The 21925-nt window shown below is 41.4% G+C and carries 18 protein-coding genes and 2 pseudogenes; 15 read left to right on the forward strand and 5 right to left on the reverse strand.

The window, feature by feature from the left end; translation table 11 throughout:
- From FC90_RS09155 to FC90_RS00690, 3 genes and pseudogenes are all read left to right on the forward strand, one after another.
- Positions 1 to 227: pseudogene (locus tag FC90_RS09155) on the forward strand (hypothetical protein); the annotation flags it as partial.
- A gap of 974 nt (positions 228 to 1201) precedes the next feature.
- Positions 1202 to 2137, forward strand: coding sequence for a uridine-preferring nucleoside hydrolase UriH (uriH, locus tag FC90_RS00685; RefSeq protein ID WP_057907386.1), 936 nt, complete (start codon positions 1202 to 1204; stop codon positions 2135 to 2137).
- 32 nt (positions 2138 to 2169) lie between these two features.
- On the forward strand, positions 2170 to 3156 hold the full coding sequence (locus tag FC90_RS00690) for an aldo/keto reductase (protein ID WP_057907387.1): 987 nt from the start codon (positions 2170 to 2172) through the stop codon (positions 3154 to 3156).
- Between the two features lie 70 nt (positions 3157 to 3226).
- Here FC90_RS00690 and FC90_RS00695 read toward each other — a convergent pair whose 3' ends face one another.
- The gene (locus FC90_RS00695; protein ID WP_264289591.1) at positions 3227 to 4765 is read right to left on the reverse strand and encodes a BCCT family transporter; all 1539 of its coding nucleotides are present in this window, start codon (positions 4763 to 4765) and stop codon (positions 3227 to 3229) included.
- A 215-nt stretch (positions 4766 to 4980) separates the two neighbouring features.
- Positions 4981 to 5514, reverse strand: coding sequence for a PadR family transcriptional regulator (locus FC90_RS00700; RefSeq protein WP_057907389.1), 534 nt, complete (start codon positions 5512 to 5514; stop codon positions 4981 to 4983).
- A 199-nt stretch (positions 5515 to 5713) separates the two neighbouring features.
- Between FC90_RS00700 and rpsN the strand changes: the two genes are divergently transcribed.
- Together rpsN and FC90_RS00710 are read left to right on the forward strand one after the other, a co-directional pair.
- The gene (gene rpsN, locus FC90_RS00705; protein ID WP_057907390.1) at positions 5714 to 5983 is read left to right on the forward strand and encodes a 30S ribosomal protein S14; all 270 of its coding nucleotides are present in this window, start codon (positions 5714 to 5716) and stop codon (positions 5981 to 5983) included.
- Between the two features lie 302 nt (positions 5984 to 6285).
- The gene (locus FC90_RS00710) at positions 6286 to 7458 is read left to right on the forward strand and encodes a multidrug effflux MFS transporter (protein ID WP_057907391.1); all 1173 of its coding nucleotides are present in this window, start codon (positions 6286 to 6288) and stop codon (positions 7456 to 7458) included.
- A 109-nt stretch (positions 7459 to 7567) separates the two neighbouring features.
- Here the strand turns inward: FC90_RS00710 and FC90_RS00715 are convergent, their stop codons facing one another.
- The gene (locus tag FC90_RS00715; RefSeq protein ID WP_057907392.1) at positions 7568 to 8449 is read right to left on the reverse strand and encodes a nucleoside hydrolase; all 882 of its coding nucleotides are present in this window, start codon (positions 8447 to 8449) and stop codon (positions 7568 to 7570) included.
- Here FC90_RS00715 and FC90_RS00720 point away from each other — a divergent pair.
- Positions 8403 to 8690: pseudogene (locus FC90_RS00720) on the forward strand (ABC transporter permease); the annotation flags it as partial. The gene FC90_RS00715 and the pseudogene FC90_RS00720 sit on opposite strands and share 47 nt — an antisense overlap.
- A gap of 178 nt (positions 8691 to 8868) precedes the next feature.
- Here FC90_RS00720 and FC90_RS00725 read toward each other — a convergent pair.
- Complete coding sequence (locus FC90_RS00725) at positions 8869 to 9666, reverse strand: tyrosine-protein phosphatase (protein ID WP_057907394.1); 798 nt, start codon at positions 9664 to 9666, stop codon at positions 8869 to 8871.
- Between the two features lie 248 nt (positions 9667 to 9914).
- Here FC90_RS00725 and guaB point away from each other — a divergent pair, with 248 nt between their 5' ends.
- The 9 genes from guaB (at position 9915) to FC90_RS00770 (ending at position 19665) form a co-directional block, all read left to right on the forward strand.
- Positions 9915 to 11396, forward strand: coding sequence for an IMP dehydrogenase (gene guaB / locus FC90_RS00730; protein WP_057907395.1), 1482 nt, complete (start codon positions 9915 to 9917; stop codon positions 11394 to 11396).
- 176 nt (positions 11397 to 11572) lie between these two features.
- Positions 11573 to 12259 carry a response regulator transcription factor CroR gene (gene croR, locus FC90_RS00735; protein WP_057907396.1) on the forward strand — a complete coding sequence of 229 codons (687 nt, stop codon included), beginning with the start codon at positions 11573 to 11575 and terminating at the stop codon, positions 12257 to 12259.
- The gene (locus FC90_RS00740) at positions 12259 to 13464 is read left to right on the forward strand and encodes a sensor histidine kinase (RefSeq protein WP_057907397.1); all 1206 of its coding nucleotides are present in this window, start codon (positions 12259 to 12261) and stop codon (positions 13462 to 13464) included. Before croR ends, FC90_RS00740 begins: the two co-directional genes overlap by 1 nt.
- 4 nt (positions 13465 to 13468) lie before the next feature.
- Positions 13469 to 14785, forward strand: a complete 1317-nt coding sequence (locus tag FC90_RS00745) for a serine hydrolase (RefSeq protein WP_083481977.1) — start codon at positions 13469 to 13471, stop codon at positions 14783 to 14785.
- 128 nt (positions 14786 to 14913) lie between these two features.
- Positions 14914 to 16458: a UDP-N-acetylmuramoyl-L-alanyl-D-glutamate--2,6-diaminopimelate ligase gene (locus FC90_RS00750; protein ID WP_057907398.1), complete on the forward strand. Its 1545-nt coding sequence runs from the start codon at positions 14914 to 14916 to the stop codon at positions 16456 to 16458.
- Positions 16459 to 16548: 90 nt separating this feature from the next.
- Positions 16549 to 17130, forward strand: coding sequence for a hypothetical protein (locus tag FC90_RS00755; RefSeq protein WP_057907399.1), 582 nt, complete (start codon positions 16549 to 16551; stop codon positions 17128 to 17130).
- Positions 17131 to 17289: 159 nt separating this feature from the next.
- Entirely contained in the window at positions 17290 to 18177 is an 888-nt protein-coding gene (locus tag FC90_RS00760; protein WP_057907400.1) for a metal ABC transporter solute-binding protein, Zn/Mn family, read from the forward strand.
- Positions 18174 to 18854 (forward strand): metal ABC transporter ATP-binding protein, encoded by a 681-nt coding sequence (locus tag FC90_RS00765; RefSeq protein WP_057907401.1) that lies wholly within the window; start codon positions 18174 to 18176, stop codon positions 18852 to 18854. Before FC90_RS00760 ends, FC90_RS00765 begins: the two co-directional genes overlap by 4 nt.
- 34 nt (positions 18855 to 18888) lie before the next feature.
- Complete coding sequence (locus tag FC90_RS00770; protein WP_057907508.1) at positions 18889 to 19665, forward strand: metal ABC transporter permease; 777 nt, start codon at positions 18889 to 18891, stop codon at positions 19663 to 19665.
- 408 nt (positions 19666 to 20073) lie between these two features.
- On the opposite strand, the gene pepF is transcribed toward FC90_RS00770, so the two are convergent.
- Complete coding sequence (gene pepF, locus FC90_RS00775) at positions 20074 to 21882, reverse strand: oligoendopeptidase F (RefSeq protein WP_057907402.1); 1809 nt, start codon at positions 21880 to 21882, stop codon at positions 20074 to 20076.
- Between the last annotated feature and the right edge of the window lie 43 nt (positions 21883 to 21925).

Consider the following 21925-nt stretch of genomic DNA (forward strand, 5'->3'; position numbering starts at 1 on the left):
CGTGGGTTCTTAAAGCACAACAAGGTGGTTATGAAACACTCGTTGATAATCGCGGTTCAGCATATACATCAAAAATGTTTAGCCGCTATCTTGATCAATGTGAGGTGACTAGAAGTATGTCCCGACCAGGGACACCGTATGACAACGCCCGATGGAGCGTTGGTGAAATGAATTTAAGCATCGATGGATGGCACGACATCCAATGCCAAAGACCTATCAAGAACTAATGAAATTGGTTGAAGCAGGAATCGAATATTTTAATCACTATAATCGTTCAACACAAAGAAACGGCCTTACTCCAGATGAATACTGGAATAAAGCCGTTTAGAAACATATTAAATTTTATATTATTTCATCCGTCAACTTGACAGGGCCTAGTACAATATGACAACTTGCATTAAAATTTTTTTATTTTTATTCTTCTTCTTTGGTGTAAAATTTACATCTAGCTATATTAACTATACCCCCCTACATGACTTCTTTTTACCTCCAGAGATGCCGATATATTCACCATTAAGTATGATAAGCAGTGGATTTCAATTTCTAGTGATATTAGTATATTTAACGTTTGATTCTGTTTTTACAAAGCCTTAGAATTAAAAGGGTTATTCTTAAAAAATGGTTTAAGGTAAACTGTTTTTTTAGCTAATACAGCCGCTGCAATATAAGGGAGAAGAGCAGCTAATATTGCAAAAAAAGCTCCAATCTCGACCCAAAAGTCAACCAATATAAACCAATTAATACACCCAGTCGAATCTTTTCTGCATCAGTTTCTAAGACTTTTAGAGCATCATTACCGGAAAAGTGGCCATTATAAATTAAAATTTTATAGGTTACTGTACAATCAAACGGTAAATTATCATACTCTTTATGCTTTCCTCCATTGTAATCAAAAGACCACTCGTCGTCATTGTAGCACTATTCTTAACGCCGCCGTTAGCGATTTTGGTGCCAATTAAATATTCTTTACCAAGCTCGAAATCAATGACATCATGATTTGTCCACCTATGTTTGACGGTCTATTTTTAGGATTTAGCTGATGTTCAGTCGGCATACTTACTTCACCGACTAATGTAAATTCGATAAGTGAGTAAAAGGCGATTCTTAAAGGTGAATCGCGCTAAGTTAATGGTTGACTTGAAATCGCTTAAATTCTATAGTGATAGTACGCACGAAGTGAAAGAGAGTGGAGGTTTTACCAATGGCAAAGAAAATGATTCTTGATTGTGATCCAGGCCATGACGATGCCATTGCCATGATGTTAGCGTATGGCAATCCCGAAATCGATTTAATGGCAGTGACAACAGTGGCTGCCAATCAAACGTTAACGAAAGTGACACGTAATGCCCTCGCAGTCGCGACAATGATTGGCATGCACGATGTACCGATTGCTGCCGGTTGTTCGCGACCATTAATTGAAGAAATTAAAGTGGCAGCTGATATTCACGGTGAATCTGGCCTTGATGGGGTTGTTTTACCCAAACCAACTGTCGAACTTGAAAAAATACATGCAGTTGATTTAATCATTGATTTAATTATGAATCATCCAGCTAAAACAATCACATTGGTGCCAACAGGTGCGTTGACCAACATTGCAATGGCGGTGCGCAAGGAACCGAAGATTGTGGAGCGGGTTAAAGAAGTTGTTCTCATGGGTGGCGGTTATCACGAGGCTAATGCGAGTGCTGTGGCCGAATTTAACATTAAATTTGATCCAGAGGCGGCTAAGATTGTCTTCAATGCAGGCTGGGACGTCACGATGGTCGGCTTGGATTTAACGCATCAAGCGTTGGCAACGCCAGATATTGTTGCAGCAATTGAAGGGATTCATACTGAAACGGCTAAGTTTGTGGTTGATTTGTTAACCTTTTTCCGCGATATGTACAAGAAGGGGCAAAATTTTGATGCGCCGCCCGTTCATGATCCATGTGCGGTGGCCTATGTGATTGATCCGACGGTAATGACGACTAAGAAGGTTCCAGTTGACATTGAACTCAACGGGACACTAACTAGAGGGATGACGGTTGTAGATTTCCGGTATCCAATTCCTGAGAATTGTCACACATCAGTAGCGGTTAAACTGAATCACGATAAGTTCTGGAGACTGGTGGAAGACGCCATTCAAGCGCTCGGTTAAGACACTAAATATCAGTAAAGAAGGCGGTATAAATGTATCAAGCATTAGAAAATCGGTATCAAGAGATGCAATATAATCGGGTAGGCCATTCCGGCTTGAAATTGCCAGCCATCTCATTGGGATTATGGCATAATTTTGGTGAAACAGATAAAATGGCGACCCAAAAGGAAACTATTTTTGGCGCTTTTGATATGGGAATTACCCATTTTGACTTAGCTAATAACTACGGGCCACCAGCAGGCAGTGCCGAAGAAAATTTCGGCCGTATCTTGCATGATGATCTGTGGCGCTATCGTGACGAGATGATTATTTCATCGAAGGCTGGCTACTATATGTGGCCCGGTCCTTATGGTGAATGGGGTTCTAAGAAAAATATTATCGCTAGCTGTAATCAGTCGTTAAAACGACTTCAGTTAGATTACGTCGATATTTTCTATCATCATCGTCCAGATCCAGAGACACCAATTGAAGAAACGGCGCAAGCCTTAGATTTATTGGTCCACCAAGGTAAGGCGTTATATATTGGCATTTCGAATTATTCGGCGGCACAAACCAAGGCAATTACTAAGGTTTTTAGAGCACTCGGGACACCATTTATTATTCATCAACCACGGTACAATATGCTTGATCGATGGATTGAAGATGGCCTAACGGATGTATTGGCAGATGAAGGATTAGGTGCGATTACGTTTAGTCCGTTGGCACAAGGCTTGTTGACCAATCGGTATCTTAATGGCATTCCGGTTGATTCACGAGCAGCACGTCCGGACAGTCCATTCTTATCGCCAGACCGGGTTGACCAAACAATTGACACTGTTCAAAAATTGAATCAGATTGCAAAACAACGAGGTCAATCACTGGCTGAAATGGCCCTTGCGTGGAACTTACAACAACCAACCGTTGCAAGTGTGCTAGTGGGTGCATCACGTTTGAGTCAACTTGAAGATAGTGTACACGCGCTCGATAATTTAACGTTTTCAGCTGAAGAACTAGCTGCGATTCAAAAAATAGTATCATAATCAAAAAGGGACTAAGACAAATTACTTTGTCGTAGTCCCTTTTTGATAGATTTGGGAAACTATCGGTGAATTACAAGAAAAACTTAGGAATCAGCTTACTTTTTAAGGCTTTATCAGGTGCTGTTTTTTTAATTGTGACGGGGAGTATTCCACTGTGGACGTTATGGAAAATTGAAATCAGTAATAAGGCGCAGACGAAAATTAATGGGAAGCCAGCAATCACACAAACCGCTTGAATTGTTTTAAAACTACCAACGAGAACAATGCCCAGTGAGAATAGAATAAAAATGACAACCCAAGCCATCCGGTTCCAGCGGTTTGGTTGCTCACCGAGTTTGAGTTCCAAGCTAGTGAAAGATGATACGATGAAAGCAGACGAGGAAATTGTGGTAGCAAGGAAAATGAAACACGAAAGACAAAAGATGGCTAACATAATAATTTTAAAAGGCAAGGTGGTGATGACTGCAGCAATCACAGTCGCCTGACCTTGGGTGTTTAATAGATGGACAAGATCAATTTGCCCAGAACGCTGTAAGAAAAGTGCGTAGCCACCAAGAATGGCATAAAAACTCATACAACTAATGGCACCATAAGTTGCCATGCCAAGTAGTACCTGACGAATGGTTCGGCCGCGCGAAATTCGCGCGATGAACAAGCCCATAACAGGCATATAAGCCAACCACCAACCCCAATAAAAAAGCGTTTGATGTTGTGCGAACGCGCTGTGTGTTCCAGTTTGGTTTAAACTTAAACGACCAAAATTACTAAATAAATGAAAGATATCGTGCCCTTCAGCACCAATTAACTTTAGCGTTGGGCCGATAAATAAAACGAGTAGTAAAAAGCCGATTGCGGTGTAAATATGCCAAGCGCTTAATTTTTTAATTCCTTTGTTTAAACCGGCATAAACCGTGAAGGTAAATAAAATCAGTAAAATACCAAAAAGGGCTAATTTCAGCCAGATAGTATCATCGAGGCCGGTCATGGTACTAAGGACTTTAGAAATCACCGGGATTTCCATACCGATGGATGAACCAATGCCGCCCATAATCCCAAAAACGACGGTGAAATCGATTAATTCACGGAGAATTTTTTTATAAGGTTGTGGACCCTCTAATAAGTCAATGGCAGCACTTAAACGTTGGACCCGGATTTTTTTAACATAGATGGCATACCCGATTGCAATTGTTGCTGTTGCAAAAATCATCCAAGCCATCGGGCCCCAATTAAACTGACCACAAACGTTGGCATAGCGATATGCTGCAGCAGAAAAGGGCTTTGCACCAAATGGGGGATTTTGTAAGTATTGCAAGGGATCAGTCGTACTAAGCATTAGGATGCTGGCATCAATCCCAGTTGCAAAAACCATACTTCCCCATTGAAAATCATTATATTCTGGGCGTTCGTTTACTCGGCCAAGTCGAATTCGGCCATAGCGACTAAATCCTAACCAAATTAGGAAAATAAAATTAATGATATAAATGCCAATATAAAGCCATTTAGAATGAGTCGTCATCACATCGAGTAATTGTGAAATCGACTGTTGAAGCGTGTCACCCCCCAACATTAGTAATGCGGAGACAATCCCGAACAGTAACATCGTGGGGATGAAGACGACTTTATCAACATTCTTGTGCTTTAAAATAATAATCCTCCTGAATTTGTTAAAGTCTGGGCTGCATCAAACAAAAAACGCCTATCCAATTGGTCAACTGACCACCTGTACAAGCGCGTAATTATAACGTATACAAATGAAGAAACAGCCTAACTTAATTTACTTCTTACTAACAGGATAGCACTTATCGCGAATTTGTTAAGGGGGGATTACGGCTGGGCCAAAGTTAACCAGTTGAGATAGTCCTGTTCGCGGTTGATTGCGTGCTCTAAAATGAGATAGTGACCATAGTGATTGTCGATTTCTGTTGATTGGCTGAAAAGTGTTTGCCGTCGAGCAAGTAAGTGGTTTAGCTTGGCTTGATGTAAACTTGTTTGTTCAGCGAACATGGCATCGAGATGGTTGTCTTTTTTTGATTCGATGAAATATAATTTCAAAATGAATTCGTCTTTACTAGCGAGGATTTCACTGGTTGGGGAGTAACGCCATTCGTCAAAAAAATCAATGCCACTTGCGGTGATTGAATACTGCTTCTTTTTTAATTTTTTTCCGGCAATCAATTCAACGTGAGTGATTCGATCAGCCTGTTCGAGCCGTTTGAGTTCAGGATAGATTTGGCTGTGTTGGGCTTGCCAGAATTCACCGATGTCGTCTTCGAAGACGCGTTTTAAATCATAACCGGTTTTGGGCGACTGGTTTAACAGCCCGAGAATTAAGTATTGGAGAATATTTTTTTGGGCCATAATAAAGTGCCCCTTTCTGTGAAATCAACTTATATTCAGTATAGCATAGGCCGGTCTCGAAAAATGGTTACTTTTTATAAGTCTTTTTAATTGCATTTCATAGATAGTTGGCGTAGGCTATTTCAATCGGGTATCTAATCAGATAGAAGTGCGTTAAGAAAAACAGTGCATTCAAGCACATGAAGAAGGGGTTTTAACAATGGCAAAAAAATCAAAAATTGCAAAATTAGCAAAACAACGCGCACTTGTCGCAAAATACGCTGACTTGCGGGCAGAATTAAAGGCAAAGGGCGATTACATGGCCCTTTCTCAATTGCCTAAGGACTCTAGCCCAGTGCGTTTACGTAATCGGGATGCGATTGACGGTCGTCCAAGAAGTTTCATGCGGCAATTCGGCATGAGTCGTATCAATTTCCGCGAATTGGCCCATAAAGGCCAAATTCCCGGCGTTAAAAAAGCGAGCTGGTAAGCCGACCGACTGCTAAGAAAAGGCGGCTATTTTCCGCGGATTAGCTAAACTGTCTATGTGGCTAACGAAATAAAGCGCAGAACGTTGCGAATTAAAACGGACGTTAAAGAGGTCGACTTGCGGCCTCTTTTTGTCTGTCTTGAAGCAAGTCTGATTATTTGATATATTGTTAGGAATTGTTTAACAAGTTGACGATGAAATCAATGGAGGTGATTAGATGAATTATTCACAGTTTATCCAAAGCGCAACTGTAAGTGGCTAAAGACGTTTTTCAGCAGATTAAATTAAGTAGGAGTTTTAAAATGAAAAACGTCTCAAAAAAAAGCCCATCGATGCTATTGATGGTTGTATTGGTGGGATTTCCCCAAATTAGTGAATCAATTTTTACCCCTGTATTACCGCAATTAAGCCGAGCATTACAGGTCAGTGCCCAAACTGCACAATTAACGATGAGTATTTATTTCATCGCCTTTGCGGCCGGTGTTTTATTCTGGGGCTGGTTATCCGACCAAATTGGGCGGCGCCAGGCGATGTTACTGGGAATTGGGGTCTATTTAATTGGTAATTGTGGGCTATTGCTTGCGCCACAATTTTGCTGGTTAATCCTTGCACGCCTCGTTCAAGCCTTTGGTGCGAGCGTTGGTTCAGTCGTGACGCAAACGATTATGCGTGAATCCTTTAGTGGTGTTCGTGGGGCGCAAGTCTTTGCTAAAGTGGGGGCAGCAATGGCCTTGGCACCAGCTTTAGGACCGCTAATTGGCGGATTGGTGCAAACATATTTTGGTTATCGGAATGTCTTTTCAGTATTAATCATGATGGCAGTAGCTGCACTTTTATATGCAGGTGCTAGTTTACCGGAAACACGCGTTGTGACAACGGGACAAGTCAATGGGTGGCACGTGATAAAGCGTTTATTGACTGATCGAACGGTTTGGATCTACGGTTTAGTAATTAGTGGCATCAATGGGATTTTGTTCAGTTATTATGCTGAGGCGCCGTTTATTTTTATCAGTCACTTCCAAATGAGCACGGTGCAGTATGGTTGGCTCGGGATGGTGTTGGCGGCCGCTAGCATCATTGGGGCAATGACGACAAATTACGGCGCGCCCAAGTTTGGGGCAATCACAACCGCTAAAGCCGGTTTGGTTGGCGCGTTAATCGGTGGGATTGGCCTAGTGGTTGCGAGTGCTGCGAACCAATTGTGGTGGATGGTTGGTTTAATCTTCATTGTCTTTTGGGGGTTGAACACGACTTTGCCAGTCGTCTTGAATTTAGCGTTAGTTGGTTATGAAGATGTGATTGGCACGGCAAGCGGTTTGTTTAGTTTCGGCTACTACCTAGCAATCAGCGCTTTGACGTATGGCATGAGTCTATTGCACACGGGATCGATTAGTCGATTACCGCTGTATATAGTCATGATTGGCGGCGTGATGGCCCTGATTTATGGTTTAGGAATTCGTTCAAAAACAGTTTAAAAATAAAAGAGCTAGGCCAAAAGTAATCTTTGGCCTAGCTCTTTTTTTAGTTGTACATTTAACTTTAGTTAAAATTAATCGGCATATAATCAGTCGCTACTTTTTTATGTTAAACAACTTTAGCAATTGTTTCAATCAAATCGAAGAAGCTATCGGCATCAATATCGTAAACAAGTTTAGCAAGACGTCCGTTTTCAGTTAAGAAAGTGCGCCCACCGGCAATTCCGTTTGGAATGACATCACAACGAATGGTTTTTGTTTTGCCGATGGTCAGATTGAGTAGGTAGCAAGTGGTTAAGACGTCCCATAGGTAATAAGTCGAGTTCGTTTTAAAGTGGACGAGTTGTGGCACAAAGGTGTAACACGTTCCAAGGAAATCAATTAGGGGATTAGCGCGCTTGCTAGCCCAACGTTGGCGAATTGCTGGAGTGAGAGGTACGTTATTGGTACTTTCAAGACTGACTAATTCAATTGGAATTTGCGTGTCAAAAACCACTTTAACTGCTTCGGGATCCCAGAAGGCGTTCCATTCAGCAGTGCCATCAGAATCGGGTTCTGCGACGTTGCCGTGTTCAAGGAAAGAGCCACCCATCCAGAGTAGTTTTTCGATTTTATGCTCAATACTTGAGTCAATCGCCAATGCCCGTGCTAAATCGGTTAGTGGGCCGGTAAAAACTAGCGTAACTGGTTTGGTAGCCTGAGTGAGTTTGGTGATTAAATCACAATGCGCCACTTCTTTACTGAGAGAGGTCTTAATCTGACCGGATTCATTCAAAATTGGTAATGCATCGACTGAATAGGCATCGCTTCGCCATTCCTTAGGAAATGGATGAACAGCCCGTGAATTTGAAGCAGCCACTGTTAACCGGTCTGATTGTTCTGAAAAGGTATCAATAATTTTGCGACTGGCGCTAACGGCTGGTTTAATATACGAATCGGCACCGATTACGTTAAACTTCAGTGCAGCGACAATTTCAGGCCAAGGTTTCATGGCGTTAGCCGCAATGATTTTTGGTAAGTGGCATCCAATTGGTACTACTGGCGCGGCAATTTTCTTTGGCTTAGCGCAAAGCTTACCAATAATCGGAGGCTATATTCCGGTTTTAGCCAATGTGGATAGTGTTTGGTTCCAGATTGCGCCATACGCAATTACGATTATTATTCTAGTGATTTTTCTCGGTAAAGCGGTGGCTCCAACAGCAGATGGGGGAAATTATATTAAGAGTCATTAAAAAGCAATTTAAAAAGGCCAACACGAATTCAGTTGTGTTAGCCTTTTAGATGCGACAATGAACTTAATTTTAAATACAATTTATTTGAGTGCCCTTGATTTGAAATTGTTGCTTATGATTAATCAAATTTCTTAAATTGATGGTGCTAACATCAAGCACAGTTAATACTAAACATAAGCTATTCTAAATAATCTGTTTTTAATTGCTTGATTTCTGTAGGCCTGAGAGCCATTACTTGGGTCAGGTAGTTATCAATATTACCGTATGCTTGATTAATGGTATCGCGGACGATTGCTAAATTGGCCGGTGTAATACGCTTAGCATTCATAGCAGCGACTTGGCTATCGTTACTTGAAATCCGGGTTGGCGTGGTTGAGTCGAGACCTAAGACCGCATTTGAGAGGGTATAGTCAGCTAAGATTGTATCCCAACCGACGCCAAGTGCGCTTAGAATTAAGTATGTTGCGACGCCGGTTCGATCTTTACCGGCTGAGCAGTGATAAAGCACGGCACCATTGGTATCATGGTTATTTAAAAGGACGGTGAATAAATCGCGATACGCGGCCTGGGCATGCGAGTCAGTGACTAATTGCTGGTACATCCGCTCCATACTTGATTGTTCGGGAGTAGCAGGCCTTTTTTTACTAAAAAGGTGGATTAATCCTTTTTTGGATGGCTTTTTAGGGGTATCATCGTGGTCGGTGAATGGAAATACCGAAAGACGATGATAAATTAGTTGACTGTCATCAAATGGATCGGGTGCGACCTTAATTTCGTGGCGTGAACGGAAATCGACATCGTAAGCAACACCATAGTTCAAGAGATTTTCAATATCAGTTGCAGTTAGTGCGTTTAGACTACCAGAACGTAATAATTTATGCCATTTAACAGTCTGGCCGTCGACAGTCCGGTAACCACCTAATTCACGCAGGTTATAACTTCGCGTTAAATCTAAAACCCGTTGTTGTTCTCGCATGACAATCCATCCTTTGTAATAAGTTATTTCTATTGTATAACGAAGTCACGCGACATGCATCTTTATTTTAATGTTCGGAATTAAATTAAATGTAATAATGAATAAAATAATTTTTTAATAAGAGCTTATTGACGTTTATGGAAAAATCTGCTAGTATTTTAACAAATTTTAAACTGGTTATCGATTGGATATAATGCGAACAATTGGTAGGCTGGCGGTTGATTTAGTTCATAAATTGGAGGAAGATTATGTCTGCATGGGAATCAAAGTTTACAAAAAAAGGGTTTACGTTTGATGACGTCTTATTAATACCTGCGGAGAGTCATGTACTCCCCAACGAGGTCGATTTAGGTGTGCAGCTTGCTAAGAACATTAAGTTAAACACACCGATTATGAGTGCTAGCATGGATACCGTTACAGAAGCACCCATGGCAATCGCTATGGCGCGTCAAGGTGGGTTAGGCGTGATTCATAAGAACATGAGTATTGAACGCCAAGCAGATGAAGTTTTGAAAGTTAAACGTTCAGAAAATGGAGTCATCATTGATCCGTTTTATTTAACGGCAGATAAACCAGTTAGTGCAGCTGAAGAATTGATGGGAACCTACCGGATTAGTGGGGTTCCAATTGTTTCTAACCTGGAAGATTTAAAACTAGTCGGAATTATTACCAATCGTGATTTACGCTTTATTGCTGATTTTTCAGTTGAAATCGGTACGGTTATGACGCGTGAAAATTTAATCACAGCACCAGTCGGGACGTCATTAGTCGAAGCTGAACAAATCCTCCAACAGCATCGCATCGAAAAATTACCATTAGTTGGTGAAGATGGACGCTTAGCAGGCTTAATCACGATTAAAGACATTGAAAGAGTGCAAGAATTTCCACATGCTGCTAAAGATCAATATGGGCGTTTATTAGTGGCGGCAGCCGTTGGTGTTACCAGTGATACTTTTGAACGGGCTGCTGCGTTGCTAAAGGCGGGTGCAGATGCGATTATTATCGATACAGCACACGGTCATTCAGCTGGTGTTCTACGCAAAATTAGTGAAATTCGGGAACGCTTCCCAGCGGCAACCTTGATTGCTGGGAACGTTGCTACCGCTGAGGGAACCAAGGCTTTGTATGAGGCTGGCGTCGATGTGGTTAAAGTTGGAATTGGTCCGGGTTCAATTTGCACGACGCGAATTGTAGCTGGCGTTGGTGTGCCACAATTAACCGCTATTTATGACGCTGCAGGTGTAGCGCGCGAATATGGTAAGACAATTATTGCCGACGGTGGCATTAAGTATTCTGGCGATATCGTGAAAGCTTTAGCAGCTGGGGGGAACGCCGTGATGCTTGGGAGTATGCTAGCTGGTACTGATGAAGCACCAGGTGAATTTGAAATTTATCAAGGTCGGCGTTTCAAAACTTACCGTGGTATGGGGAGTTTAGCGGCTATGGCCCATGGTTCATCAGACCGTTATTTCCAAAGTGGTGTTAACGAAGCCAATAAATTGGTACCAGAAGGCATTGAAGGCCGTGTCGCAGCTAAGGGCGCTTTAAGTGATGTCATCTACCAATTACTAGGTGGTTTACGTTCAGGTATGGGTTACGTTGGGGCAGCTAACTTACGTGATTTACAAGATAACGCACAATTTGTGCAAATTTCAAATGCGGGGTTAACTGAGTCACATCCGCATGATGTTCAAATTACTAAAGAAGCACCGAACTATTCAGCACGCTAAAACGGATCGTTCAATCTAGATTTAAGGCAAGCATGATATCCGCCTTAAATCTTTTTTTATGGTTAAATAGTCAGAATGGATTTAAAGAATTCTTTAACCCTAAGTAGGAAATTGTTTGTTACAATGAAAGCGAATCAGACAAAATGATGTTAGTTAAATTAAATGAGGTAACGATTATGAAAATTTTAATTGTCGACGACGATAAAGAAATTGTTGAATTATTAAGTATTTATGTTAAAAACGAAGGATATGAACCCATTCAAGCATTTACGGGTAAAGAAGCGCTGACTAAAATTGCCACAAATCCGGATATTGATTTGATGATATTAGACATTATGATGCCTAATATGAGTGGGATTGAAGTTATCAAGGCGGTTCGTAAGGATTCGCAAGTCCCGATAATTGTGGTTTCGGCGAAGACCACCGATATGGATAAAATCCAAGGCCTGTTAACTGGTGCAGATGATTATGTGTCAAAACCTTTTAACCCACTTGAAGTGATGGCCCGAGTGAAGTCATTGCTCCGGCGAAGTCAACAACAAGTTGCAAATGAAGTCCCTGATGTATTGGAAGTTGGACCTTTAGTGATTAAACGAGATTCACATGAAGTAACGACCATCAATCATAAGCAAATTCAATTGACAGCCCTTGAATTTGGCATTTTATACCTACTCGCTAGCCATCCGAACCGTGTTTTTTCAGCAGATGATATTTTTGAACGGGTTTGGAAACAAGAAAGTATTGTGTCAGCTAAAACAGTCATGGTACATGTGAGTCATTTGCGCGATAAAATTGAAGAAGCAACCGATGGGGAAAAAGTGATTGAAACCGTCTGGGGTGTAGGGTATAAGGTAGAAGTTTAATGGCTGACTATCAAGAAGAAAAGAATCTGCAAAAAATTGAATTGACCGCCAAAGAAAAGAGTGAACTTTTTGCTGAGGGGATTATTACAGTTATCTTATTGTTGCTATTGAACCTGTCTATCATGGTGTTACTACAACAAGCAATTGTGAATAATCCGCAACTAAGGGGCGGCGTGTGGATGATTAAAAATGCCATTACAATCGGCCCTAACGAATGGCATATTTGGAGTTGGCAAAATTGGTTTGTGATCTTAATGGGAGTCGCCGACTTATTGGTTGTCTATTGGCGGCTTATTCGGCGTTATCATCAAATGCAGATGTGGCATGTTATTGACGAGTTACATTACATCGCAGATGGTCATTTAGAACATCGAATTAATTTGCGGGTGAATCGGGATTTACAACGGGTGATTGACAGTGTTAATACGCTCGTTGATAGTACGGTCCGATCGATGGAAGAAGAACGTAAAATTGAAAAAAGTAAAGATGAGCTGATTACCAATGTTAGCCATGATTTGCGGACGCCATTGACGTCAATTATTGGTTATCTGGGTTTGATTGAAGATAATCAATATCAAACGAAAATAGAATTAACAAAATATGCCCATACTGCTTTTGTGAAGGCACAACAAATGAAGGTACTGGTTGAGGATTTATTTGAATATACAAAAGTTCGGCAGACATCAACGCCGCTTACTAAGACCACGTTTGATATGGAGCAGATGTTAGAACAATTGGCCGCCAGTTTTGAACTGGAAGCCAATAAAAAGGGCATGCAAATTAGCGTTGTTTGTGATCCTGTACCGCTAATGATGGAGGCAGATACTGAAAAATTAGGTCGTGTGTTCAATAATTTAATTGCCAATGCCTTGAAATACGGCAAAGGTGGTAAACAGATTACATTAGCTGCTGAAAAAATTGGTCAAGAAGCAATTATCAAAGTTTCAAACGATGGTCAGCCGATTCCAAGTGATTCATTGAATCAACTCTTCGATCGGTTTTATCGAGTTGAAGCTTCACGCTCGCAAGAAACGGGTGGGACTGGGTTAGGTTTAGCGATTACTCAAAGTATTGTGGCATTACACGGTGGCTATATTTATGCCGATTCAACGCCAGAATTAACCAGTTTTGTGATACACTTACCATTAAAGCTAGGTCGGCGGATTGATTCTCAAACTGCTGCCGTAAAATCACTTAAGGAGTAATATTGTGTTTAAAAAGTTAGTACAATATGTAATGGTTAGCCTGTTAGCCCTTGCCCCAGCTAGTGGCCTATTAAACGTTCGGTCGACCAAAGTAGTAGCCGCGACTACCACCATGGCTGCGCCGCAAATCAATGCCAGTGCAGCAATTGCACTAGACCCAGCAACGGGCCAAGTATTATATGAACAAAATGCAGAACAAGTTTTGCCGATTGCTTCGATGACGAAGATGATTACTGCCTACATTATTTTAGAGCAAATTAAGCAAGGAAAACTAACTTGGACACAGACTGTTAAACCAGATGGGCTGATTTATCAGCTTAGTCAAAATCGGGATTTAACAAATGTGCCCTTACAGGCGGATGGGCAGTATACTGTCAAGGCGCTCTTTCAAGCGATGATGGTAGCATCGGCGAATGATGCTGCGATGATGTTGGCTAATCAAGTGGCCGGTTCGCAGCAGAATTTTGTCAATTTGATGCGCCAAAAAGTCGCCGATTGGGGGATTAAAGACGCGCAACTGTATTCAGTCTCGGGATTGAATAACCAATTTCTCGGTAACGAGGTCTATCCGGGTAGCCCTGCTGATGCTGAAAATGAAATGAGCGCTATTGATGTGGCAATTGTTGCTCAGAAGTTATTAGCTGATTATCCTGAAGTACTGGTGACAACTAAGCAAGCTCACTTTACCTTTGGCGCTCAAACGAGTGATGAAACGGCGATGTCAACGTGGAATTTGATGTTACCGGGTGAAAAAAATGCGCCCCAAGGCTATGTAGTTGATGGTTTAAAGACCGGGACAACTGATAAAGCGGGTGACTGTTTTACTGGAACGGCTACCAAAGATGGTCAACGGATTTTAACTGTTGTGATGCATGCTAATGGTGACGACACAGGGCGACGCTTCATTGAAACTAACAAATTGATGCAATTTGTTTTTGATGGCTGGCAAGCAAAACAATTGGTGCAAGCTAACCAAAAGGTTAAGGCTTATCAAACTGCAACAGTTAAATACGGTCGTCAAAAGACGGTTTCACTGATTACTGATAAGCCGATTTTCATGTGGGTTCCCAAAACGACCACGGTGGCCAATGTTAAGTGGCAATATCAAGTGGTAAAAGGTGGTATTCAACGACAATTAGTTGCACCAATTAAAAAGAATTTGCAAGTTGGACGCATAACGCCTCAGTTACAAGGGGTCACTAATCGTTACATTGGAAAGACGCCGCAATATACGTTGCGGACCAAAGTAAATGTGCCAAAAGCCAATTTATTTGTATTAATTGGTGACGGAATTCAAGAATTTTTAACTGACTTATTTTAATAAGCAAACGACCGCGGCAATTAATTTTGACGCGGTTTTTAATTCCTGGAATTTAAGCGTTTTGAGCGCAGAATGTTGGAAGCGTGCTATAATTAGAATCATTCATAAGGATTTTGAGGAGGACGAAAATGGCTTTAACATTAGATGCATGTACGTTAATTTTAAAAGAACATCACTTGTTAAAAAGTGTTGCACTGAATGGTGATCCAACGTTAAATATGACTGGAATCGCATATGATTCACGGCAAGTGACTGCAGACACACTTTTTTTCTGTAAAGGAAATTTTCGTCCCGTCTATTTAACAGATGCAAAAGAATTAGGAGCTGTGACTTACGTTGCTGAAAAAGCGTTAGTTGAAGGTAACGGAATGAATGCTTTAATTGTTACGAACGTTCAAAAAGCGATGGCGGTTTTATCAGCCGCTTTTTATGATTACCCACAAGATAGTCTATTCATTGTGGCTTATACGGGTACTAAGGGCAAGACTACGGCGGCTTATTTTACCCAATCCATTTTACAAGCTGCTACTCGCCAGAAAACGGCACTTTTTTCAACCATCGATCGCGTCCTAGGGCCCAAGCCAGTCGATCGTTTTAAATCGGATTTAACTACGCCAGAGAGTTTAGATTTATTTCGGGACATGCGCAAAGCTGTTGAAAATGGTATGACACATTTAGTGATGGAGGTTTCGTCACAAGCCTACAAGAAAAATCGGGTATACGGGCTAACCTTTGATGTCGGATTTTTCTTGAATATTTCACCGGATCATGTGGGCCCCAACGAACATCCCAGCTTCGAAGACTATTTGCATTGTAAATTACAATTATTGGTCAACTCACGGCATTGCGTGATTAATGCACAAACGCAATATTTTACAGATGTATATGCGGCTGCAACGGCTACAACTGACGCTAAATCGATATACTTATTCGCCGAAGCGGACTATCAGTCAGACCAACCAGTTACGATCGATTTTCGTTTTGAAAATCTGGAAACGGGCTTAGCAGAAAGTCGATTTAAAATTACAGCGGCTTCTACAAAAGCAATTCAGCTTGGTTTATCAGGGAGTTACCAATTACGCTTAATTGGCGATTTTAATGAAAGCAACGCAACGGCAGCAGTAATTGGTGCCGGATTAGCGGGTGCCGATTTAACCAGGGCGCAACAAGGTATTCGCGATTTGCAGATTCCAGGTCGGATGGAGACCTTAGCTGTACCAGGTCACGGACAGGTATATGTGGATTACGCGCATAATTACGCCAGCATGAAGGCTTTGTTGAGTTTCTTACAAAAAGAGTACAAGCAACCACGCTTGTTAGTAGTGGTCGGCAGTCCTGGCGATAAAGGTGTTTCGCGACGCGCTGGGTTTTCGCAAGTATTAAATGAATATGCGGATCGAGCGATTTTGACGACCGATGATCCGGGATTTGAAGATCCTGCGGCTATTGCAAGCGAAATTTTAGCTGGGATTGATCAGCAAAAAGTTGTCACGACAGTTGAAATTGATCGGGCCGCAGCGATTGAACAGGCCATTGTGGAAAGTAAACCGGGTGAAATTGTTGTTTTAGCAGCTAAAGGTGCTGATGCTTATCAAAAAGTACGTGGTGTTGATACACCGTATCCAACTGATATGGTTATTGCTAAACAAGTTGCAGCGCGCTTAGCCAATTAAAGAATTCAGTAAGGATATTTTAATCTAATTGCTATTTTGATGTGGGTCTCGTAGAATGAGCATGAAACAATCGGAATTGGAGGGATGATTATGAAAAAGAGAGTTGCAATCAGTACAATTTTAGTATCAGGGTTATTGCTGTTGGGTGCTTGCAGCCAGAATGGGACAGCTAATCAAGATGCAAATGCTAAGCAAAGTTCAACGACGGCCAGTATTAAGGCACATGCTAGCAGTGTTGCAAAACATGAAAGTGAACGCGCGGATAGTACGAGTCAATTAACAGCTAGTTCTAAAGCGACTACGACATCCGCGGCAGCAGTTGAATCCGCACAACAAAGCGCATCAACAAGTAGTGCTGCTCCATCATCAACTACCACACCGGCGACCAACAGTGATAGTCAAACGACTGATCAATCAAGTAGTAGTACAGTAACCGCGGATACTACCTCACCACAACAGACGGTAGCAATCGATGGCAATCAAGCCATTCAATTAGTGGCTCAGCAAGTTGGAAGTCAGTTTGGCTCAACGGCATCATTTTTGAACAATGGCTTAATTACCCGCGGAGGCCGCCAAGGCTATTTAATTAACATTTATGTACCAAATGAAGATCAACCCCGCGCAGGCTATTTTGTTGTGCAAGCAACCGGCGCCGTGGAACAAATTTGGTAATAATGGAGTACAGGTTTAAAATGAAGCGTGTCCGCAAAAATTATTTTGCGGACACGCTTTTTTAAGTGGCTTCATGAAAAAGATTGACAATCATGAAGACGCATGTGAAAATATTTTAAATAAAACGTAATAATTACGATTTGGAAAAGAGGAGAAAAGATGCATAAAAAAAGTTTGGGAATCATGGCAGGCATTTTAATGTTAACGTTACTAGTCACTGGCTGTGGTCAAAATAAGGAAAAGAAAACTGGAATCCAAGTGGTTTCGTCACTTGATTTTTATGGCGAAGCGGCACAAGCTGTTTTAGGCAAGCAGGGCCATGTAACGGCGATTATTAATAGTCCTAGTTTAGATCCGCATTCATATGAAGCAACTACCAACGACGCCAAATTAGTGGCTAAGGCAGATGTTATTATTGAAAATGGTCTCGGATATGATCGGTGGTTAAATAAACTGGTTAATAGTGCCCAGTCTGATACCCAAACTGTGTTGACCGTTAGTCAATTAATGAAGCGAGCAGATGGCGCAAATGAACATTTATGGTATGATTTAAAGACAATGCCAGCGTTGACTAAACAACTTGTGCATCAATTTAGTAAACGAGATCCAAAGCATAAAGCAATTTATGCCAAAAATGGGGCCATCTATCTAAAAAAATTAGCGGCACTAGATGCCCAACGACAACAATTACAGGCTAAAGCCAAAGGCCAACAGGTGGCCGCCAGTGAACCTGTTTTTGACTATGCTTTAGAAGAAATGGGCTATCAAATTGCCAACCGCCACTTTGCAAAGGCCATCGAAGACGGTACCGATCCATCACCAAGCGATATTACCAAGTTGCGCCATTTGATTAGGGAACAGCGCATTGCTTTTTTAGTGGTTAATAAACAAGAAGAAAGTCCAATTGTTAAACAGCTGCACGAATTAGCAGACAAAGAAGGGGTCCCAGTTGTTCAAGTGACCGAAACTTTACCTGCTAAACAGACTTATTTGACATGGATGCAACAGCAATTTAATGCAGTTAGAAAGGCTCAGGATTTAAAATGACAGAATTAGTAAATGCCCAACATTTAGGGTTAGCTTTTAGCAATCACCAAGTGCTAAAAGATCTCAGTTTTACAATTGAACGTGGTAGTATGACCAGTTTAATTGGCCCCAATGGTGTTGGGAAAACGACCTTGGTTCGTTTATTGATTGGGAACTTACAACCGACAGAAGGCCAGTTAGTTATCAATCCTGATCGACAGCATCTGAACATTGGCTATGTACCACAGTTTAGAAACTTAGAGGCAGAGTATCCGTTGTCCATTCGTAGTTTTGTGAGTTTGAATCAATTAGATCGCCGTTTACCTTGGAAGACGCGTAAGGAGCGCCAAGCGCTTGATCAAATTTTGGCGCAAACCCATTTAACGTCGTTACAAAAGACAACCGTAGGTAACGCTTCTGGTGGGGAAAAACAAAAAGCTTATTTAGCACAAGCTTTAATTAGTAAACCTGATTTATTAATTTTAGATGAATCAACAGCTAGTTTGGATATTGAAACCAAAGAAGAGGTCATGGCGCTGGTCGCTGAATTGAATCGCGAATATGATTTGACGGTTATCTTTGTGACGCATGATTTAGAATTGGCACGTAAATATACTGATCACTATCTATTCTTAAAACACGACCAATATGAAGCGGGGCCAATGACTCAGTTGGATCCCAATCTGGAATTAGACTAGAGCGGAGGGGAAACGATTGTTAACTTTTGATTTTATGCGGCATGCTTTTGTCGCTAGTACTTTTATTGCCATTACGTGCGGCTTAATCGGAGTATTTGTCGTTGCACGGAACATGTCATTTTTGGCGCATACGTTGTCTGAAATCGGCTTTGCTGGGGCTTCGTTTGGTGTTTTTATGGGCATTGCGCCGTTAAATGGGATGCTATTATTTACGTTACTGAGCTCGATTACGATTGGCCAGATGAGCGCTAAAGAATCACGCCGTGAAGCTTCTATTAGCGCGATTTCAAGCTTGTTTGTTGGTTTAGGGATTCTTTTTTTATCGCTTTCAAATCGTAATGCAAGTTATGCTACCAATATTTTATTTGGTTCAATTATTGGCATTAGCTTAGCGGATGTCTATCAATTAATCATTTTATCTGGGGTCATTATGCTGGGATTGTTATTATTCTATCGATACCTAGTCTTTGATTCATATGATCCCATAGGCGCGCAAGCGCAAGGCTTGAAGACGAATTTACTATCAATCTATTTCTTGATTTTGTTAGCCGTCAGTGTCAGTATTGCTGCTCAGATTGTGGGCTCGTTACTGGTGTTTATCTTAGTTACAATTCCAGCTTTTATCGCGAAGTATTTCGCTAAAAGTGTACCTGGCATGCTAGTAATTGCAGTTGGGGCTGCCTTATTAGGGGTTTGGCTCGGTTTATGGTTTGGTTATTTAACCAACTGGCCAGTAACATTTTTTATTGCAATTATTGAATTTGGCTTTTATTTCGTTGCTTTGGTATATCATCGTAGCCTTAGTCGTTAAAAAATGAACCATTCTCGTCAAGTAGACAGATGATTTATAAAAAAATAAAATATAAAAAAGTCGTATATTTTATACGGCTTTTTTATATGACAATTTCTAAAATTAATTCGGACAGAAAATTCAAAGCAATCTCTTATCATGCTGAAAGCACAGCTTAATGTCGATACACAACGAAAAGCTTGTGGTTGCCATTCAATTTTAACCCCTGCTAAACAATGCCCGCTTGAAAATCATTTACGCTTAACATGGTCACCTGAAATGATTGCTGATAGGGTTAATTTTGAACCTGCTGCGAATTTTTTTAAATATGAAATTCTTTTGTTCATAAAATACGCCTCTCTGGGTAGACACTTTTATAATTCAAGTGTCTACTTTGAGGGAGTATATCATAATTGATGAGTGGCCATTTTAATTTAGTTTTGTTAGTAGTGTTTCGAGCTGATTAAGGCGTTCTTCGAAAACGGTAAAGGCCCGTTTGAGGTAGGCGGCACTAGTCATATCAACGCCAGCTTGTTGCATGATGTCGATGGGATACGCAGAGCTACCAGCTTTTAAATAGTCCAAGTAATGGGTAAGAGCGCCCGGTTGTTTCATTGTGATACCTTTAGCCAATGTGGTTGCGGCTGCAAAGCCCGTTGCATATTGGTAAACATAATAGTTCATGTAAAAATGTGGAATACGGGCCCATTCAAGCGCAATCTGTGAATCGTTAACAACGGCCGGACCATAATAACGAGCGTTAATGGCCGCGTATTGTTTGGACATGAAGGCGGCCGTTAGTGGCTGACCATCGGCGGCTGCTTCGTGCATTGCGTGTTCGAATTCAGCAAATTGGGTTTGGCGGAAAACAGTTCCTTTAAAACCGTCCAAGTAGTAGTTCAGTAAATAGGCTTGAACTTTAGGGTCGGTTTGCGTTTGCAATAAATACTCGGTTAATAAATTTTCGTTGGTCGTTGAGGCAATTTCAGCTACGAAAATGGGGTAGTCACCGTAGACGTATTTTTGATTTTGACGCGTTAAAGCACTGTGGACACTGTGGCCAGTCTCGTGAACCAATGTGTACAAGTTATTTAAATCATCTTGCCAATTTAATAAAATAAATGGATTTGTATCATAAGCACCGCCAGAATAAGCGCCACTACGCTTGCCTTGATTTTCGCAGACGTCGATTAAGCGATTGTTGAAAATGTGTGTGACTTGTTGGGCGTAGTCCGGTCCTAAAATGGCGAGCGCTTTTTTAGCGGTTGCTTGTGCTTGTTCATAGGTGTAGGTGAGCGCCGGTTTTCCTAAAAGAGGTGTGTAAAGGTCAAACATGTGTAGTTCCGATAATTTAAGTTGTTTTTTGCGGAGTTCAGTATAGCGATGTAAGAGCGGTAAATGTTGATTTACTTGATCGACCAAGGTTGTATAGACGGATTCTGGAATTGCTTTAGGTGCTAGTGCTGCTTGGCGGGCACTATTGTAATGATGAACTTGGGCCAAGTAATTGTGTCCTTTAATTTCAGTGGCGAGGGTTGTGGCAAATGTATTTTTGAATTGGTCATAGGTGGTGTATAACGCCGTGAAAGCTTGTTGACGGACTGTTCGATCTGTTGATTGTAGGAGCTGACTGTAAACGCCGTCTGATAATTGTAATGTTTGACCCGTTTCATCAGTTACATCTGGGAATTGTAAGTCAGAGTTATCCAAGACGCTGAAGGTTTGACTTGCCGCCCCGAAAATATCGCCAGCAGCGGCCAGTAGTGCTTCTTCATGGCCAGATAGCACGTGGGCCCGGCTATCTGTAATAGTTCGAATGAAATGGCTGTAATCAGCTAGATCAGGTGTTTTAGTAAGCCAGTCAGTTAATTGTGCAACAGGGATGGCAAGGATGGCGGGTTCTAAAAAAGCAGCAGCGGCTGAAACTTCTGCCGCCAGTGCATCTACTTTTGCCTGGTATCCTTGATAGGTTGCGTTGGTAGTATCTTGGTCATTTTTCATACTGGCATAAACGTAGACCGTTTCAAGCTGGCGAAAAATGGCTAAGGTTTGTTTAATGGTCATGAGCAGCTGGCTAGCTGTTGTAAATGGCTGATCAGGTTTCTCTAACATGGGTAATTGGGCCTGCACACTCTGGTAGGCAGCTTCAAAAGCAGCATCGTTTTTGAAAATTGTCGTTAAGTCCCAAGTTAGGCTTTCTGAAAGTTTATCACGTGAGGGTAATTGTTGAATTGACATTGGGAACCTCCAATAAATAAGACTAATTACCTACATTTTAGCA

This window comes from Latilactobacillus graminis DSM 20719 (genome assembly GCF_001436415.1).
Classification (GTDB): domain Bacteria; phylum Bacillota; class Bacilli; order Lactobacillales; family Lactobacillaceae; genus Latilactobacillus; species Latilactobacillus graminis.

Coding starts and splice junctions, on each gene's coding strand:
- uriH (WP_057907386.1), top strand. CDS start 1,202: ATGGCAAAGAAAATGATTCTTGATTGTGATCCAGGCCATGACGATGCC.
- FC90_RS00690 (WP_057907387.1), top strand. CDS start 2,170: ATGTATCAAGCATTAGAAAATCGGTATCAAGAGATGCAATATAATCGG.
- FC90_RS00700 (WP_057907389.1), bottom strand. CDS start 5,514: ATGGCCCAAAAAAATATTCTCCAATACTTAATTCTCGGGCTGTTAAAC.
- rpsN (WP_057907390.1), top strand. CDS start 5,714: ATGGCAAAAAAATCAAAAATTGCAAAATTAGCAAAACAACGCGCACTT.
- FC90_RS00710 (WP_057907391.1), top strand. CDS start 6,286: ATGAAAAACGTCTCAAAAAAAAGCCCATCGATGCTATTGATGGTTGTA.
- FC90_RS00715 (WP_057907392.1), bottom strand. CDS start 8,449: ATGAAACCTTGGCCTGAAATTGTCGCTGCACTGAAGTTTAACGTAATC.
- FC90_RS00725 (WP_057907394.1), bottom strand. CDS start 9,666: ATGCGAGAACAACAACGGGTTTTAGATTTAACGCGAAGTTATAACCTG.
- guaB (WP_057907395.1), top strand. CDS start 9,915: ATGTCTGCATGGGAATCAAAGTTTACAAAAAAAGGGTTTACGTTTGAT.
- croR (WP_057907396.1), top strand. CDS start 11,573: ATGAAAATTTTAATTGTCGACGACGATAAAGAAATTGTTGAATTATTA.
- FC90_RS00740 (WP_057907397.1), top strand. CDS start 12,259: ATGGCTGACTATCAAGAAGAAAAGAATCTGCAAAAAATTGAATTGACC.
- FC90_RS00750 (WP_057907398.1), top strand. CDS start 14,914: ATGGCTTTAACATTAGATGCATGTACGTTAATTTTAAAAGAACATCAC.
- FC90_RS00755 (WP_057907399.1), top strand. CDS start 16,549: ATGAAAAAGAGAGTTGCAATCAGTACAATTTTAGTATCAGGGTTATTG.
- FC90_RS00760 (WP_057907400.1), top strand. CDS start 17,290: ATGCATAAAAAAAGTTTGGGAATCATGGCAGGCATTTTAATGTTAACG.
- FC90_RS00765 (WP_057907401.1), top strand. CDS start 18,174: ATGACAGAATTAGTAAATGCCCAACATTTAGGGTTAGCTTTTAGCAAT.
- FC90_RS00770 (WP_057907508.1), top strand. CDS start 18,889: ATGCGGCATGCTTTTGTCGCTAGTACTTTTATTGCCATTACGTGCGGC.
- pepF (WP_057907402.1), bottom strand. CDS start 21,882: ATGTCAATTCAACAATTACCCTCACGTGATAAACTTTCAGAAAGCCTA.